Here is a 16,668-nt window from a genome sequence, read left to right on the forward strand (position 1 = left end):
CGGGCGAGGGCGCGGGTGGCCTGCCCCGCCGCAGTGGTGCGTTCGGCTGCCGGTAGACCACCGTCGGGTCGGGCACCGGGGGAGGGGAGCCGCCGTCGGTGAAGATCACGGGGTCGGCCGCTGAACCCGGTTGCGGCAGCTGCGGCGACAGGCGCTCGTACACCGCGTACGCGTCGGCCGGACGCTGCGCGTACGCGTCGGCCGGACGCTGCTCGGGCGCCTTGGCCAGCAGGTCGAGGGTCAGTGCCTCCAGGTCCTCCGGCACCTCGGGTCGCAGGGTGCGCAACGGCGTCGGCGGCACGTCCATGTGCTGGTGCATGAGCTGGTAGTCGTTGTCGCCGCTGAAGACCGGCTCACCGGCGATGAGTTCGTGCAGCACGCAGCCGAGCGCGTAGAGGTCGCTCAGCGGTGTGATCTGCGCGCCATCGATCTGCTCGGGCGGCATGTAGCGGCTGGTACCTATCAGGTTGCCGGTGGCCGTGAGCCGGGTGACGTCCGTGCGTAGCAGCTTCGCGATGCCGAAGTCCAGCAGGTTGACTGTGCCGTTGGCGGCGATCAGGACGTTGTCCGGCTTCAGGTCGCGGTGCACTACCGGGATCGCGTGGGCGTACGACAGGACCGTGCAGATCTGCGCGGCGATCGACGCGGCCCAGCTCACCGGGAGCAGCACTGCCGCTCCGTCCTCAGCGCCCGTGAGCACCCTGCGCAGGGAGACCCCGCGCACATACTCCATCACCAGGTACAGCCGGTCGTACGACGCCTCGTCCAAAACCGCGTCGAACACCTGCGGCACCCCGTGATGCCCGATCCGTGCGGTGACGCGCGCCTCGCGCTCGAAGCGGCGGGCGAACTCCTGCGCCTGCGCGGGCGTCGCGACGACATCGGGCCGAATGAGCTTGACCGCGATCTCCCGGTCCAGGACGGTGTCGTAGCCGCGCCAGACCGTGCCCATGCCGCCGGACTCGATCTCCTCGATCAGCTCATAACGGCCCTGCTCGCCGATTCGCCTTGCCTGCGCCACGCGTTGCGCCCCCGTCGCCGCCCTGATGCCACGTCAGTCGATCGCTGTACACGGTACCCACTGACGTCGGCGCGCGCTGCGGGGCCCTACAGCAGGTGGTCGGCTTTGCCGGCCTTGATGTCGGTGATGAGGGTGCGCAGGGCTTCGAGGGAGTCGGTGAGGTAGTGGTCCTCTCGGCCGGACACGGCTATGTAGCCGTTGCCGTCGGGGTCCGTACCGAGGCGGAAGCAGGAGCTGCCCTCGGCGCAGAAGGGGTTTTCCCAGGTGATGTCGGGCATTGCTGCTCCTCATAGTCGGCGTGCGATGTCACGGATGAAGTCTCGGGACTGCTCTGGCGGCAGAGCCAGGCTTTCCAACAGATCGAACTGCGCCCGGTATTTCGCCAACTGACCCTCGGCGTGGAGGAAGGTGGGTCCGTGGGAGCTGTCCACCTGCACCGTATCGAGCTGCGGTACGGGGCCCTCGATGTGGACGACCGTCTGCCCGGCCCCAGGGAAGGCGCCGTGGGCGAAGGGGATGACGAGCACGGTGACGTTGTCCCGCACAGAGGCTTCCAGCAGGTGCTCCAACTGGGCACGGGCCACGTCGGTACCGCCGAACTGCATCCGTAGTGCGGCCTCGTGGATGACAGCGACGTACGGGATCGCCGTGTCGCCGGTGATCACCTGCTGGCGTTCCGAGCGCAGCGCAAGTCGCAGGGCAACCTCGTGCTCGGGCAGGGCGGGGACTGCGGCTCGGAAGATGGCCATCGCCTGTTCCGATGTCTGGAGCATGCCCGGCACATGCACGGTGTTGGCGCCGCGCATGCGTACAGCGTTGCTTTCCGTTTCTGCGATGTCCAGCAGGCCTTGGGGCAGGATGCCTCGATAGCGCTCCCACCAGCCTGTACCCAGCTCGGCCATCTCGACGAGCGCCTCGACGTATGCCTCATCGGTCACATCGCAGTTGCAGGCCAGTGTGCGTAGGCGGTCGGCGCTGATGCCCCGGACTCCTGACTCGATGTTGGAGATCTTGCCTCGGTCCACACCCAGTAGGCCCGCCGCGGACTCTGCAGACATGCCTGCCGCAGTACGGATATGCCGAAGCTCACTCCCCAGTCGCTTCTGCCGTTCCGTAGGGGTCGTTCTCGGGGGCATGGGGTTCCTTCCATCCGGAGGGGCCGCTCGGTCGCACACGGAGGCCGTCGCACCCCCTCCGTGGTGAATTTCTCTTGATGCTGTGGAAAATTTACCACCACCTGCTCTACTGTCGGTATCGCGCACGCTACACACCGCAATGCCGGAAGCGCACCGCGTGAGTATGCCCGCCTGCCCTGGACGGGTGCGCTCGCGGCCAGGGCGGCAGGCCACCGGCGACCTCGAATCCCCCACTACAGCAATGGAGTTCGCCATGCCCGAGATCCCCCTCGTACCCGCCCACTGGCGCTTCCCCGCCCGCCCCACCTCCGTGCGGCGGGCCCGCCACGCCGTCGCCGAGTCGCTGCCGCAGGTCCTTCGTCCTCACCTCGGCGACGACCTCGGCCTGTTGGCCTCCGAACTGGTCACCAATGCGGTCTGTCACGGCGCCTGCTGGGCGGACGAGCACTGCATCGAACTCGTCCTGTGGCCCGCCGACGGACACTACTGGCTCGCCGTCTCCGACCCCGGCGCAGGCAAGCCCGCACTGGCCCACCCAGACTCGACGCCGAGAACGGCCGGGGTCTGATCCTTGTCGACAGCCTCGCCACCGCTTGGACCGTCCGGCCCCGCCCCACGCGCGGAACATCCGTGATCGCGGGCCTCCCTTTCCGCCAGGGCGGTTGACGGGGCGAAGCTGGCCGCTGGGAGGGGGCGGAGGCCGGGCGTGGGTGTCAAGCCGCTTCGTCGTCGATGTTCTCCTCCCGGCGGATCATCCGCCAAGCAGCCCGGCGCGCAGTCTGGTTGAGCGACTGCTTGAAGCTGTCGTCGTGGCTGAAGTACTGCCGTCCCATGTCGGCGATGGTGTCGATGTGCTCGGCCATCTTGTCCTCGAATACCTCATCGAAGACGAGCCCGAAGTTCTCCTCGTCGTTGACGGCGGCGGCGCGGACCTTCGGGTCGGCCTTCGCCTCCGAGAACGGCGTGATCACATCCTGATCGGTGAAGTCGGTGCCGAACTTGTCGTTGAACTTCTCGATCAGCTCCGACAGCAGCGACTTCTCCTGCTCCTTGGCGCCGCCCGAGCCCTCGCCGAAGCCGCGCAGCTCCGCCGCTCCCTCGGCGGTCAGGGCGAGGTCGTGCTGCGAGCACGTTGCGCTGAGTCGATGGAATCCGTCCGCCGTGGGATGTTCACCGAACTTTTTTCGATCACGGACGCCGAGATGCGTGAGCGATACCGAATATTGGTGCGCCTTGTCTACGACGCGGGGTGGCGTGGGGCCGGAGGCCAGAATCGTGAACGGTTGATCAGAGACGTGTGCAACTATTTGGGCTACGTGCAGGTGTCTCTCGGGTGCGTCATTGATGGCGAGCCTGTGCCTGGCAGAGAGGAGCCTCCAGTCCTGGAGCGAGAGTCCCCTGCTGTCTGGTCGACGTCCAACCCTTCGGCGATCTGGAGCGACCCTGCCGACGGTAGCTGAAGAAGGCGGCGCCGTAGACACCCCGCTTGAACCGCATGTGACGTGCGCATTGAGTCTTCAAGATATCCCGCGGGCATTGCGTGATCACATGAGACTGCCATTGGCGGCTCCGGTTGCGTGCATGCAAAAACCCCGCGCTCAGCGTCTCGGCTGATGGCGGGGTCTGCTGGCACCTTCTGCGAGGTGCCCCCGGCAGGATTCGAACCTGCGCACACGGCTCCGGAGGCCGTTGCTCTATCCCCTGAGCTACGGGGGCCTGTCGCTGCTGTCTCGCGGCGACAGGTAGAACACTATCAGCTCGCAGAGGGTGGTCATGAACGGTTATCGGGAGGTGGTGGGCGGGGGAGCGGAGGGGCGTATACCGCATGTGGAGGTGGGGGTGCAGGGGTCTTGGGGAAAGGTCCCTCGCACGGGGCGGAAGTGGGGAAAACCCGGACGCGGTCGTGGCTGCGCGCCTACTCTTCAGGGTGTGCCTGGCTTGTCCGGCCGGGTCCTTGTCGTCGACGACAACAAGGTCATCCGGCAGTTGATCAGGGTCAACCTCGAGCTGGAGGGCTTCGAGGTCGTGACCGCGGCCGATGGTGCCGAGTGCCTGGAGATCGTTCACCAGGTGCGGCCCGATGTGATCACTCTCGATGTCGTGATGCCCAGACTCGATGGGCTGCATACGGCGTCGAGGCTGCGTGCTGATGCTCGTACGTGTCATGTGCCCGTCGCGATCATCAGTGCGTGTACGCAGTACGAGATGGACAGCGGGAAGGCGCTGGGTGTCGATGCCTTCCTCGCGAAACCGTTCGAGCCCGTCGATCTTGTCGAGCTCGTGCGGAGGCTGATGCGGCAGGGGGCGGCCGGTGCGGCGGCTCCTGGTGATGCCGAGCCGGTTGTGGGGCCCACCGGGTAGTGGTGGGCCCCAGGGCCGACCCGTCGCCTGTGGGCTGGGGTCTCGGCTTTGGCTCGTGCCGGTGCGTCTCGTGCGCTCGTCCGAAGGGCGAAACCGGTTCGCGTTCGCACCCCCCTCCTCCCATACGCTGGTCCCGTGACTCCCGCCCAGCTCTCCCGCACTGTGCTGCACACCGTGCGTCGTGCCGTTGAGGACGACGAGCTGTGCGTTGCCGTGCCGGAGCGGGTGAAGGTGCGGACTCCTCCTCGGCCCGGGTGTGGGGATTACGCCACCAATGTCGCCCTGCTGCTGGCCAAGGGGGCCAGGGGGAGCAAGCGTGAGGGGGATGCGCTCGTTATCGCCGAGGTTTTGCGGCGGCGGCTTGTTCGCGCTCCTGGGATCGCTCGCGTTGATGTCGCCGCTCCTGGGTTTCTCAACATCACCCTTGAGGGCACCTCCCATGCTCAGCTCGTGCGGGACGTGCTGTCCCAGGGGCTCCGTTATGGGTACGGGGACTCGCTCGGCGGGGTGTCGGTTCCGCTCGGGGCCGGTGATGAGGTCCGGGCCGCGCTCGTCGGTCATGTGGTGCGGGGGCTTGTCGATGCCACCGGGGGAGTCGTTGTTCCTGGTGAGGGGCCCGTCGTACGGGGCGTTCCGGTCTCCGGGCGCGATCTGCTCACCCGCCTCGGGCCCGACGCCGCCCGCTGGGCGCTGCTCCGGCCCGCCGGGCATGATCTGCCCGATCTCGACCCTGACCATCTTCTGTCCCAGCGGGAGGACAACGCCCTCTTCCGGGTTCGGTACGCCCATGCCCGCACCCGGGCCCTCATCAGGAACGCTGGCCAGTTGGGCATCACGCCCCGGCCCGGCGCCTACGCCCACCCCGCCGAGGCCGCCCTTCTCGCGCTCCTCGCCGATCACCCCCGTACCCTCGAGGCCGCCGCCCGGCACCGTGCGCCCGATCGGCTCGCGCGGCAGCTCGTCGCCCTCGCCGATGGCTTCTTCCAGTTCCACGACGCCTGCCCGGCCCTCCCCGCAGGCGAGCTCAAACCCTCGGCCGTCCACCGTTCCCGGCTGGCCCTCGCCGATGCCACCGGAGCGGTGCTCGCCGGCGGCCTGCATCTGCTCGGCATCAGCGCACCCGAACATCTGTAAGACCTTGTGTAAGACCTTGAGAGAGACAGCGAAGACAGCATGAGCCGTTCCGCCCACCCCGCCGGGCCCCGCCACGCCGATGTCCTTCCCGAGGGGCACTACGCCGCGCCGCCCGCCGATCTCAATCAGCTCGACCCCCGCGTGTGGTCCCGCACCGTCGGCCGGAACGCCGACGGTGTCGCGACCGTCGGCGGGATCGACGTCAAGACGCTCGCGGAGGAGTTCGGGACCCCCGGCTACTTCCTCGACGAGGACGACTTCCGGGCCCGCTGCCGGGCCTGGCGGGAGGCGTTCAAGGGGGAGAAGGGGGAGAAGGGGGAGAAGGGAGAAGGGGAGGACGCCGACGTGTTCTACGCGGGGAAGGCGTTCCTCTCCCGCGCCGTCGTGCGCTGGCTGACCGAGGAGGGGCTCAACCTCGACGTGTGTTCCGCCGGGGAGCTGGCCACCGCGCTCGCCGCCGGGATGCCCGCCGAGCGGATCGCGCTGCACGGGAACAACAAGTCCACCGGTGAGATCGAGCGGGCCGTCGAGGCGGGTGTCGGGCGGATCGTGCTCGACTCGTTCCAGGAGATCGCGCGGGTCGCGCATATCGCCCAGCGGCTCGGCAGGCACCAGCGGGTGCAGATCCGGATCACCGTGGGTGTGGAGGCGCATACCCACGAGTTCATCGCGACCGCCCACGAGGACCAGAAGTTCGGCATTCCGCTCGCGGGCGGGCTGGCCGCCGAGGCCGTACGGCGGGCGCTCAAGCTGGACGGGCTGGAGCTGATCGGGATCCACTCGCACATCGGGTCGCAGATCTTCGACACGTCCGGGTTCGAGGTGGCCGCCCACCGCGTCGTCGGGCTGCTCAAGGAAATCCGGGACGAGCACGGCGTCGAGCTGCCCGAGATCGACCTCGGCGGCGGCCTCGGCATCGCGTACACCTCGGAGGACGACCCCCGCGAGCCGCATGAGATCGCCAAGGCGCTGCGCGACATCGTCCACCGGGAGTGCGACGCGGCCGGGCTCGCGGTGCCGCGGCTGTCGGTCGAGCCGGGGCGGGCGATCGTCGGGCCGACCGCCTTCACGCTGTACGAGGTGGGTACGGTCAAGGAGCTGCCGGGGCTGCGGACGTACGTCAGCGTCGACGGCGGGATGTCCGACAACATCCGTACCGCGCTCTACGACGCGGAGTACTCCGTGGCGCTGGTCTCCCGCTCCTCCACCGCCGAGCCGATGCTCTCCCGCGTCGTCGGCAAGCACTGCGAGTCCGGCGACATCGTCGTACGGGACGCCTTCCTGCCCGCCGATCTGGCGCCCGGCGACCTGATCGCCGTCCCCGCCACCGGCGCGTACTGCCGCTCGATGGCGAGCAACTACAACCACGCGCTCCGGCCGCCCGTCGTCGCCGTACGGGATGGTCGGGCGCGCGAGATCGTCCGGCGCGAGACGGAGGAAGATCTCCTGCGGCTCGATGTCGGCTAGCGAGAAAAGGATCTCGGATACTGGACCTGGGACAGGAAATCCCGTCCAGTGCCTGAGACTGGTGCACTAACGCGCTGATGCCTAACGCGATGGATGAGAAACGAGGTCGGATGATGCGTACGCGTCCGCTGAAAGTGGCGCTGCTGGGCTGTGGTGTGGTCGGCTCAGAGGTGGCGCGCATCATGACGACGCACGCGGACGATCTCGCGGCGCGCATCGGGGCCCCGGTCGAGCTGGCCGGGATCGCCGTGCGGCGCCCCGGCCGGGTCCGGGAAGGGGTGCCCGCGGAGCTGGTGACCACCGATGCCACGGCCCTGGTCAAGCGCGGGGACATCGATGTGGTGGTCGAGGTCATCGGCGGGATCGAGCCCGCCCGCACCCTCATCACCACCGCCTTCGACCACGGCGCGAGCGTGGTGTCCGCCAACAAGGCGCTGGTCGCCCAGGACGGCGCGGCGCTGCACGCCGCGGCCGAGCAGCGCCGTGCGGACCTCTACTACGAGGCCGCGGTCGCGGGGGCGATCCCGCTGGTGCGGCCGCTGCGCGAGTCGCTCGCGGGCGACAAGGTCAACCGGGTCCTCGGCATCGTCAACGGCACCACCAACTTCATCCTGGACCGGATGGACGGCAGCGGCGCCGGCTACAGCGAGGCGCTGGACGAGGCCACGGCCCTGGGCTACGCCGAGGCCGACCCGACGGCCGACGTCGAGGGCTTCGACGCCGCCGCCAAGGCCGCGATCCTCGCCGGGATCGCCTTCCACACCCGGGTCACCCTCGACGATGTGCACCGCGAGGGCATCACCGAGGTGACCGCCGCCGATATCGCCTCCGCCAAGCGCATGGGCTGCACCGTCAAGCTGCTCGCGATCTGCGAGCGGGCCGCCGACGGCCGCTCGGTCACCGCGCGGGTGCATCCGGCGATGATTCCGCTGAGCCACCCCCTCGCCTCCGTCCGCGAGGCGTACAACGCGGTCTTCGTGGAGGCCGACGCCGCGGGGCAGCTCATGTTCTACGGACCGGGCGCGGGCGGTTCGCCGACCGCCTCGGCCGTCCTCGGCGACCTCGTCGCCGCCTGCCGCAACAAGCTGGCGGAGGCCACCGGACCCGGGGAGTCCGCCTACAGCAGGCTCCCGGTGAGCCCGATGGGCGATGTGATCACTCGCTATCACATCAGCCTGGACGTCGCCGACAAACCGGGAGTTCTCGCACAGGTCGCCACAGTCTTCGCCGAGCATGGCGTGTCCATCGATACGGTCCGCCAGCAGGGGAAGGACGGCGAGGCGTCCCTCGTCGTCGTGACCCACCGCGCGAGCGACGCCGCGCTGTCGTCGACCGTGGAGGCGCTGCGCCGGCTCGACACCGTCCGCGATGTCGCGAGCATCATGCGGGTCGAGGGCGAGTAGAGGCCGGGTAGCGGCCGCTCTGAGGCCGAACAGAGGGTGAGCGGAGAGTAAGGGAAATCATGAACGCAATCGCCGACGCCGGGCCCCGAATGTCCGGCACCCGCCAGTGGCACGGCTGGCGGGGCATCATCGAGGAGTACCGCGACCGTCTCCCGGTGAGCGAGACGACGCCCGTCGTCACCCTGCGCGAGGGCGGTACGCCGCTGGTTCCCGCGCAGGTGCTCTCCGAGCGCACCGGCTGCGATGTGCACCTCAAGGTCGAGGGCGCCAACCCCACCGGGTCGTTCAAGGACCGTGGGATGACGATGGCCATCAGCGAGGCCAAGGAGGCCGGCGCCAAGGCCGTCATCTGCGCCTCCACCGGCAACACCTCGGCCTCCGCGGCGGCGTATGCCGTACGGGCCGGGATGGTCTGCGCGGTGCTGGTCCCGCAGGGCAAGATCGCGCTGGGCAAGATGGGCCAGGCGCTCGTCCACGGCGCGAAGATCCTCCAGGTCGACGGCAACTTCGACGACTGTCTGACGCTGGCGCGCGGGCTGTCGGAGAAGTACCCGGTGGCGCTGGTCAATTCGGTCAACCCGGCCCGGATCCAGGGGCAGAAGACCGCCGCCTTCGAGATCGTGGACATGCTCGGGGACGCCCCCGACGTCCATGTGCTGCCGGTGGGCAACGCGGGCAACATCACGGCCTACTGGAAGGGCTACCAGGAGTACGCGGCGCCGTTCGCCGACAGCGAGGCCCGCGCCTCCCGTACGCCCCGGATGTGGGGGTTCCAGGCGTCCGGCTCGGCGCCGATCGTGCGCGGTGAGCCGGTCAAGGAGCCGAGCACCATCGCCACCGCCATCCGCATCGGCAACCCGGCCTCCTGGACCTACGCCGAGCAGGCACGCGACGAGTCCGGCGGCTTCATCGACGAGGTGACCGACCGTCAGATCCTCGCCGCCTACCGGCTGCTCGCCGCTCAGGAGGGCGTCTTCGTGGAGCCGGCCTCCGCGGCGAGCGTGGCGGGTCTGCTGAAGGCGGCCGAGCAGGGGCTGGTCGACCCCGGCCAGCGGATCGTCTGCACGGTGACCGGAAACGGGCTCAAGGACCCGGACTGGGCGGTGGCGGGTGCGCCGCAGCCGGTCGTGGTCCCGGTGGACGCGGACGCCGCGGCCGTACGGCTCGGGCTGGCCTGATCCGGCCCCGCGAGGGACTCGGCACGGTATGTCCCGGCCCGGCTCCGCAGAGGGTCGTGACCTGGGGTGATGAGGGTTTCGGCGGGCCGCCGCTCGGCGGCTCGCCGGGCCCCCTCCGGGCCGTACCCTAAAGATCCACTCAAGTGGTGGCAGAGTAGCGCGAGGGCGCGCGGAGCGACCCAGTAGAGTGGTCGCGGATGGTTGCAGGGAGCGCGACACGCATCGTGCGCCTCCCGTGCGCCCTATGTCGCCACAGAACCTTCCTTCGATAGGCTGTACTGAATCCGCCCCGACGCAGAGCGCTCGCCTCTGCGCGGCGTCGCCGTACGTGTCGCGGCCCCCGCGGTGTTCCGTACCTCTTCGAGCAATCGCACGTAACCACAAGGAGAGTCATCGAGCGATGGCCGGTCCAGCGTTCCGCGCCGCCGCCGTCCGAGTGCGCGTCCCCGCATCGAGCGCCAATCTCGGTCCCGGCTTCGACGCCCTCGGCCTGGCCCTGGGCCTCTACGACGACGTGGTGGTCCGGGTGGCCGACTCCGGTCTGCACGTCGACATCGCGGGCGAGGGCGCCGAGACGCTGCCGCGCGACGAGAGTCATCTGCTCGTGCGCTCCTTGCGCACCACCTTCGACCTGCTGGGCGGGCAGCCCCGCGGCCTCGAAGTGGTCTGCGCCAACCGCATCCCGCACGGCCGGGGCCTGGGCTCCTCCTCCGCCGCCATCTGCGCCGGGATCGTCGCCGCGCGCGCGGTGACCATAGGCGGCGCCGAGCGGCTCGACAACGAGGCGGTGCTGGAGCTGGCCACCGAGATCGAGGGCCACCCCGACAATGTCGCCGCCTGTCTGCTCGGCGGCTTCACCCTCGCCTGGACGGACGCGGGATCCGCCCGCGCGATCAGGATGGACCCTGCGGATTCCATCGTTCCGGTGGTCTTCGTCCCTGGCCGGCCGGTGCTCACCGAGACCGCCCGCGGGCTGCTGCCGCGCACCGTCCCGCATGTGGACGCGGCGGTGAACGCGGGCCGGGCCGCACTGCTCGTCGAGGCCCTGACCAGGCGTCCCGAGCTGCTGCTCGCGGCGACGGAGGACCGGCTGCACCAGGAATACCGTGCTCCGGCGATGCCCGAGAGCGTGAGCCTGGTGAACCGACTGCGGACGGACGGCGTCCCCGCGGTCATCTCCGGTGCGGGCCCCACGGTGCTCGCGCTGGTCGAGGACGGTGCGGCCGACAAGGTCGCACGACTGGCGGGCGAGGGGTGGGCGGCCAACCGGCTGGCTCTCGACGCCGGGGGGGCGAGCGTCCTGCCGCTCACCTGACACCGGGGTCCGGGGCATCCCGGACCCGGGAAAACTCGATAGCCGGTCTTGGAAAGGGGGAATGTTTGTTGGATCCGGTAGTGTTAACCTCAAGTCAGCACTTGATGCCTCTTGGATCTCTTCGGAGGCGAGGTGCTCAGTGTCCCCATCCGGGACCACCCTTCTTCCGGGAGCCTCCCCCACTGCCTGAGCAGCCTGCCTGAGCAGTAGCGAGCACGCTCCGGAATCGGCGTGGCGGATCCCAGTGAACCCTCCACCGCGTCGGAACCATGAATTGATCTCTCCGCCGTACCCCGGCGGACCACCGCCCCGGCCCGGTCCATTACGGAAGGACCACAGCCGGACAGCACAACCGGTCGCCGAGCCAGACAGGCCGACGCCCGCTCCAGGGAAGGACCCTTCGTGAGCGACACCACCGATCTGATGGGCGTGAACGCCTCCGGCACCTCCGACAGCGGTGTCGGCAACAACGCGCCCGCCACGGACGCTTCCGCGCCCGCCACCGGTGCTGCCACTGGCGCTGCCCCGCGGCGACGCCGCTCGGGCACCGGCCTTGATGCCATGGTCCTGGCCGAGCTCCAGCAGCTCGCCTCGAGCCTTGGCATCAAGGGCACCGCACGGATGCGCAAAGGCCAGCTGATCGAGGTCATCAAGGAGAAGCAGGCCGGGGGCTCCGGCTCCGCCGAGGGCTCCGAGAGCAGCCCGTCCGCCGCGGAAGGCGCGACCAAGCCGAAGCGCCGCGCCACCTCGCGGACGCGTACGGGCGATGACGCCGAGGAGAAGGCCGGCAGCGCCAAGTCCTCGAAGTCCGCCGGGAAGGCGGAGAAGGCCGACAAGGCCGAAGCCGAGGAGAAGGCCGTCTCCCAGCAGCAGATCGAGATCCCGGGCCAGCCCGGTGAGCCCGCGGGCGATGAGCAGCCGGCCGGTGAGCGCCGCCGTCGCCGCGCCACCGCGCCCGCCACCACCCCCGACGCCGGGGGCACGGCCACCGCTGTCGAGACCAAGACGGAGACTCGTACGGACGCCTCCGCCAAGACCGAGACCAGGACCGAGCCCAAGGGCGACGGTAAGGCCGAGGCCGCCGTCGACACCGCCGAGGGCAAGGGCGCGCGGGGCGGTGACCGCCAGGAGCGCGGCCAGAAGGGCGACCGCCGGGAGCGTCAGCGCGACCGCGGGGACCGCGGTGAGCGCGGCGAGCGCGGTGACCGCCGGGGCAAGGGCGACGACGGCCAGCAGAGCGGCGGCCGTCAGCAGCGCGACGGGCGCGGCCAGGCCCAGCAGCGCCCCGACGAGAGCGACGACGACTTCGACGGTGGCCGCCGTGGCCGCCGCGGTCGCTACCGGGACCGCCGTGGCCGCCGTGGCCGCGACGACTTCGGCAACGAGCCGCAGGTGTCCGAGGACGATGTCCTGATCCCGGTCGCGGGCATCCTCGACATCCTCGACAACTACGCGTTCATCCGGACCTCCGGCTACCTCCCGGGCCCGAACGACGTCTATGTCTCGCTCGCCCAGGTCCGTAAGAACGGTCTGCGCAAGGGCGACCACGTCACCGGCGCGGTCCGGCAGCCGCGCGAGGGCGAGCGCCGCGAGAAGTTCAACGCGCTGGTGCGGCTGGACTCGGTCAACGGCATGGCGCCCGAAACCGGGCGCGGGCGGCCGGAGTTCGGCAAGCTGACGCCGCTTTACCCGCAGGACCGGCTGCGTCTGGAGACCGAGGCAGGCGGGCTGACGACCCGGATCATCGATCTGGTCGCGCCGATCGGCAAGGGGCAGCGCGGTCTGATCGTGGCCCCGCCGAAGACCGGTAAGACCATGATCATGCAGGCGATCGCCAACGCGATCACCCGCAACAGTCCCGAGTGCCATCTGATGGTCGTCCTCGTCGACGAGCGGCCGGAAGAGGTCACCGATATGCAGCGGTCGGTCAAGGGCGAGGTCATCTCCTCGACCTTCGACCGCCCGGCCGAGGACCACACCACCGTCGCGGAGCTGGCGATCGAGCGGGCCAAGCGCCTGGTCGAGCTGGGCCATGACGTGGTCGTCCTGCTGGACTCGATCACCCGCCTGGGCCGCGCCTACAACCTGGCGGCGCCCGCCTCCGGCCGCATCCTGTCCGGTGGTGTCGACTCGACCGCGCTCTACCCGCCGAAGAAGTTCTTCGGCGCCGCGCGCAACATCGAGGACGGCGGCTCGCTGACCATCCTGGCCACCGCGCTGGTCGAGACCGGCTCGCGGATGGACGAGGTGATCTTCGAGGAGTTCAAGGGCACCGGCAACATGGAGCTCAAGCTCGACCGGAAGCTCGCCGACAAGCGCATCTTCCCGGCGGTGGACGTCGACCCGTCCAGCACCCGTAAGGAAGAGATCCTGCTGGCGCCGGAGGAGCTGAACATCGTCTGGAAGCTGCGCCGGGTGCTGCACGCGCTCGACTCCCAGCAGGCGATCGAGCTGCTGCTGGACAAGATGAAGCAGACGAAGTCCAACGCCGAGTTCCTGATGCAGATCGCCAAGACCACGCCCACTCCGGGCAACAACGGCGACTGATCGGATACCCGCCGGAACGCTCCGTAGCCGAGGCCCCCCGCACCGCGGGGGGCCTCGCTGCGTTCGATGAGAGGTGAGCCACAGCGGCAAGCCGGGCCACGGACCGGTCCTGATCATGTTATCGCCCGCGAAAGTGCAGGTCAGAGCGGTAAGGCGGACGAAGGGGACGAACGGAACGCTCGGCGGCCCGGACGAAAACCGGCCATCGCGCATATGCAACCCTGGCGCACGGCCTTCCATCTGTCAGGTCGGAATACGGGGCCGGAACACAGGCAGACACCACTTGCGGAAACCGCGAAACCGCGACGCCACGCCTGACCGTGACGGCAGGGGGTACTCGGGCAGCACATAGAGGACTGAGGAGCACATGGCCGAGGACAGCAGCAACGCACCGGTGACGCCGGGCCGCCACCGCGCCCGCGGCGTGACATCGGGCCGCCGCCGCAAGCGGACCAGCACGCGCCGCAGGGCCGTGCTCTACACGGTGTGGACGCTGGCCGCCGTGCTGGTGCTGGGCGGTGCCGGACTGGGCTACCTCTATTACAAGCTGAACGGCAACCTCACCGGCGTCGACGTCAACGCCGCCCTCGGTGCCAACCGCCCCAAGAACGTCGACAACGGCTCGATGGACATCCTCGTCCTCGGCTCCGACTCCCGGGCCGGCAAGAACGCGAAGTACGGCACGGACGAGGGCACCTCGCGCTCCGACACGGCGATGATCGTCCACGTCTACAAGGGCCACAAGAAGGCCAGCGTCATCAGCATTCCGCGCGACACCCTCGTACAGCGGCCGTCCTGCACCACCAAGGGCGGGCAGCAGACGCCCGCCGTGCAGTCGGCGATGTTCAACAGCGCGTACGAGACCGGCGGCCCGGCCTGCACCATCAAGACCATCGAGTCCATGACGGGCATACGCATGGACCACTTCCTCGAAGTCGACTTCTCCGGCTTCAAGGACCTCATAAACGACCTCGGCGGCGTCAACCTCACCACCACCGCCCCGATTCACGACGCGAAGAGCCACCTCGACCTGGAGCCCGGCCCGCACACGCTGAACGGCGAGCAGTCCCTGGGCCTGGTGCGCACCCGGCACGGCGTGGGCGACGGCAGCGACCTCGGCCGGATCAAGCTCCAGCAGGCGTTCGTCAAGGCGCTGCTGGACCAGATCAAGCACGTCGATGTGTTCGGCAACCCGAAGAAGCTCTACGACCTCGCCGACACCTCCACCAAGGCGCTCACCACCGACTCCGAGCTGGCCTCGGTGAGCAAGCTGAAGGGCTTCGCCGAATCCCTCAAGGGCATCGGCTCGGGCGATATGAAGATGACCACGCTGCCCGTCGAGTACGACCCGCAGAACCCGGACCGGGTGCTGCCCATGGAGCGCAAGGCCAAGCTCATATGGACGGCGCTCCGCAACGACCAGCCCGTCCCCGCCTCGGCCACCAAGGGCTCCGCGGGCGACGCCACCGACGCGGGCAAGGTCGTCAAGTAGCGCCCCCGGGAGTCGGACGGCGCCCCCGGGAGGGGCCGGGAATACCCCGGCCCCGCCCCCGGTTTTGGGAGATGCGGCCAGTACTGGCAAACTGGATCGTCGGTCCCGGTTCACGACAGGCATCCCGCCCGTCGACCCGGTGCCCTCCCGAACCTAGGAGATTCCCTTGAAGCGCGAGATCCACCCGGAGTACGTCGAGACGCAGGTGAGCTGCACCTGTGGCGCGTCCTTCACCACCCGTAGCACCGTGAGCGGCGGCACCATCCGTGCCGACATCTGCTCCGAGTGCCACCCGTTCTACACGGGCAAGCAGAAGATCCTCGACACCGGTGGCCGCGTGGCGCGGTTCGAGGCCCGCTTCGGCAAGAATGCCGGGTCCGCCAAGAAGTAGCGACCCGCACGGCGCCGGTCTTCGGTCGCCCCTTCCCTGGGGCGACCGGACCGGCGTTTTGTCGTCACGGCCCTTCCGGCACCTCATCTCCGCACCACCACCACGCAGACCACCCAGGGAGCCCCCCGATGTTCGAGGCGGTCGAGGAACTGATCGGCGAACACGCCGACCTCGAAAAGCGGCTCGCCGACCCCGCGGTCCACGCAGACCAGCGGGAGGCGCGTCGGCTCAACAAGCGCTACGCCGAGCTGACCCCGGTGATCGCCGCCTACCGCGCCTGGAAGCAGGCCGGGGAGGACATCGAGACCGCCCGGGAGCTGGCCCAGGACGACCCCGACTTCGTGGATGAGGTCAAGGAGCTGGAGCAGTCCCGCGAGGGGCTGACCGACCGGCTGCGGCTGTTGCTCGTCCCCCGCGACCCGAGCGACGACAAGGACGTCATCCTGGAGGTCAAGGCCGGGGAGGGCGGCGAGGAGTCCGCGCTGTTCGCCGGCGATCTGCTGCGGATGTATCTGCGGTACGCCGAGCGCGTCGGCTGGAAGACCGAGATCCTCGACGCCAACGAGTCCGACCTCGGCGGCTACAAGGACGTCCAGGTCGCGGTGAAGACCAAGGGCGGGAACGGCGCCACCGAGCCCGGCCAGGGCGTCTGGGCCCGGCTGAAGTACGAGGGCGGGGTGCACCGGGTGCAGCGGGTGCCCGCCACCGAGTCCCAGGGCCGTATCCACACCTCCGCGGCCGGTGTGCTGGTCACGCCCGAGGCCGAGGAGGTCGAGGTCGAGATCGGCCCGAACGACCTGCGGATCGACGTCTACCGCTCCTCGGGACCCGGTGGCCAGTCGGTCAACACCACCGACTCCGCGGTGCGCATCACCCACCTGCCCACCGGCATCGTCGTCTCCTGCCAGAACGAGAAGAGCCAGCTCCAGAACAAGGAGCAGGCACTGCGCATCCTGCGCTCGCGGCTGCTGGCCGCGGCCCAGGAGGAGGCCGAGCGGGAGGCGTCGGACGCGCGCCGCAGCCAGGTGCGCACCGTCGACCGCTCCGAGCGCATTCGTACGTACAACTTTCCGGAAAACCGGATCTCGGACCATCGAGTCGGTTTCAAGGCGTACAACTTGGACCAGGTGCTCGACGGTGAACTCGAACCGGTCATCCAGGCGTGCGTCGACGCCGACGCGGCCGCCAAGCTGGCGGCCGCGGGCTGAGCCACCCACCGTCGT

Annotated in this window: 13 protein-coding genes, 1 tRNA gene and 2 pseudogenes; 11 read left to right on the forward strand and 5 right to left on the reverse strand. The window is 69.5% G+C overall.

Annotated elements, in window-relative coordinates:
* Window positions 1–259: 259 nt before the first annotated feature.
* The 3 genes and pseudogenes from KN815_RS51825 to KN815_RS01970 form a co-directional block, all read right to left on the reverse strand.
* Window positions 260–952: pseudogene (locus KN815_RS51825) on the reverse strand (serine/threonine-protein kinase); the annotation flags it as partial.
* 155 nt (window positions 953–1,107) lie between these two features.
* Window positions 1,108–1,299: a hypothetical protein gene (locus tag KN815_RS01965; RefSeq protein WP_216339545.1), complete on the reverse strand. Its 192-nt coding sequence runs from the start codon at window positions 1,297–1,299 to the stop codon at window positions 1,108–1,110.
* 9 nt (window positions 1,300–1,308) lie between these two features.
* On the reverse strand, window positions 1,309–2,157 hold the full coding sequence (locus tag KN815_RS01970) for a helix-turn-helix domain-containing protein (RefSeq protein ID WP_216339547.1): 849 nt from the start codon (window positions 2,155–2,157) through the stop codon (window positions 1,309–1,311).
* 253 nt (window positions 2,158–2,410) lie between these two features.
* Here KN815_RS01970 and KN815_RS01975 point away from each other — a divergent pair, with 253 nt between their 5' ends.
* A complete protein-coding gene (locus tag KN815_RS01975; RefSeq protein ID WP_308403626.1) occupies window positions 2,411–2,725 on the forward strand; it encodes an ATP-binding protein in 315 nt (104 codons plus the stop codon).
* A gap of 145 nt (window positions 2,726–2,870) precedes the next feature.
* On the opposite strand, the pseudogene KN815_RS01980 reads toward KN815_RS01975, so the two are convergent.
* Window positions 2,871–3,281 (reverse strand): annotated as a pseudogene (locus KN815_RS01980) (type I restriction endonuclease subunit R); the annotation flags it as partial.
* Window positions 3,282–3,801: 520 nt separating this feature from the next.
* A tRNA-Arg gene (locus KN815_RS01985) sits at window positions 3,802–3,873 on the reverse strand.
* 213 nt (window positions 3,874–4,086) lie between these two features.
* On the opposite strand from KN815_RS01985, the gene KN815_RS01990 reads away from it, so the two are divergent.
* The 10 genes from KN815_RS01990 (at window position 4,087) to prfA (ending at window position 16,653) form a co-directional block, all read left to right on the forward strand.
* Window positions 4,087–4,518, forward strand: coding sequence for a response regulator (locus tag KN815_RS01990; RefSeq protein ID WP_232546197.1), 432 nt, complete (start codon window positions 4,087–4,089; stop codon window positions 4,516–4,518).
* Window positions 4,519–4,653: 135 nt separating this feature from the next.
* The gene (gene nrtL, locus KN815_RS01995; RefSeq protein WP_216339549.1) at window positions 4,654–5,652 is read left to right on the forward strand and encodes an ArgS-related anticodon-binding protein NrtL; all 999 of its coding nucleotides are present in this window, start codon (window positions 4,654–4,656) and stop codon (window positions 5,650–5,652) included.
* A 39-nt stretch (window positions 5,653–5,691) separates the two neighbouring features.
* The gene (gene lysA, locus KN815_RS02000) at window positions 5,692–7,119 is read left to right on the forward strand and encodes a diaminopimelate decarboxylase (RefSeq protein WP_216339551.1); all 1,428 of its coding nucleotides are present in this window, start codon (window positions 5,692–5,694) and stop codon (window positions 7,117–7,119) included.
* Between the two features lie 110 nt (window positions 7,120–7,229).
* The gene (locus KN815_RS02005; RefSeq protein WP_216339553.1) at window positions 7,230–8,522 is read left to right on the forward strand and encodes a homoserine dehydrogenase; all 1,293 of its coding nucleotides are present in this window, start codon (window positions 7,230–7,232) and stop codon (window positions 8,520–8,522) included.
* Between the two features lie 59 nt (window positions 8,523–8,581).
* Window positions 8,582–9,700: a threonine synthase gene (gene thrC / locus KN815_RS02010; RefSeq protein WP_253208691.1), complete on the forward strand. Its 1,119-nt coding sequence runs from the start codon at window positions 8,582–8,584 to the stop codon at window positions 9,698–9,700.
* Between the two features lie 400 nt (window positions 9,701–10,100).
* Entirely contained in the window at window positions 10,101–11,015 is a 915-nt protein-coding gene (gene thrB, locus KN815_RS02015) for a homoserine kinase (RefSeq protein ID WP_014054912.1), read from the forward strand.
* Window positions 11,016–11,417: 402 nt separating this feature from the next.
* Window positions 11,418–13,562 (forward strand): transcription termination factor Rho, encoded by a 2,145-nt coding sequence (gene rho, locus KN815_RS02020; protein WP_216339555.1) that lies wholly within the window; start codon window positions 11,418–11,420, stop codon window positions 13,560–13,562.
* Between the two features lie 367 nt (window positions 13,563–13,929).
* Window positions 13,930–15,054, forward strand: coding sequence for an LCP family protein (locus KN815_RS02025; RefSeq protein ID WP_216339557.1), 1,125 nt, complete (start codon window positions 13,930–13,932; stop codon window positions 15,052–15,054).
* A gap of 166 nt (window positions 15,055–15,220) precedes the next feature.
* Entirely contained in the window at window positions 15,221–15,445 is a 225-nt protein-coding gene (gene rpmE, locus KN815_RS02030; RefSeq protein ID WP_201851294.1) for a 50S ribosomal protein L31, read from the forward strand.
* Window positions 15,446–15,573: 128 nt separating this feature from the next.
* On the forward strand, window positions 15,574–16,653 hold the full coding sequence (prfA, locus tag KN815_RS02035) for a peptide chain release factor 1 (RefSeq protein WP_216339559.1): 1,080 nt from the start codon (window positions 15,574–15,576) through the stop codon (window positions 16,651–16,653).
* Window positions 16,654–16,668: the final 15 nt, after the last annotated feature.

It is taken from the genome of Streptomyces niphimycinicus (assembly GCF_018883605.1).
GTDB lineage: Bacteria > Actinomycetota > Actinomycetes > Streptomycetales > Streptomycetaceae > Streptomyces > Streptomyces niphimycinicus.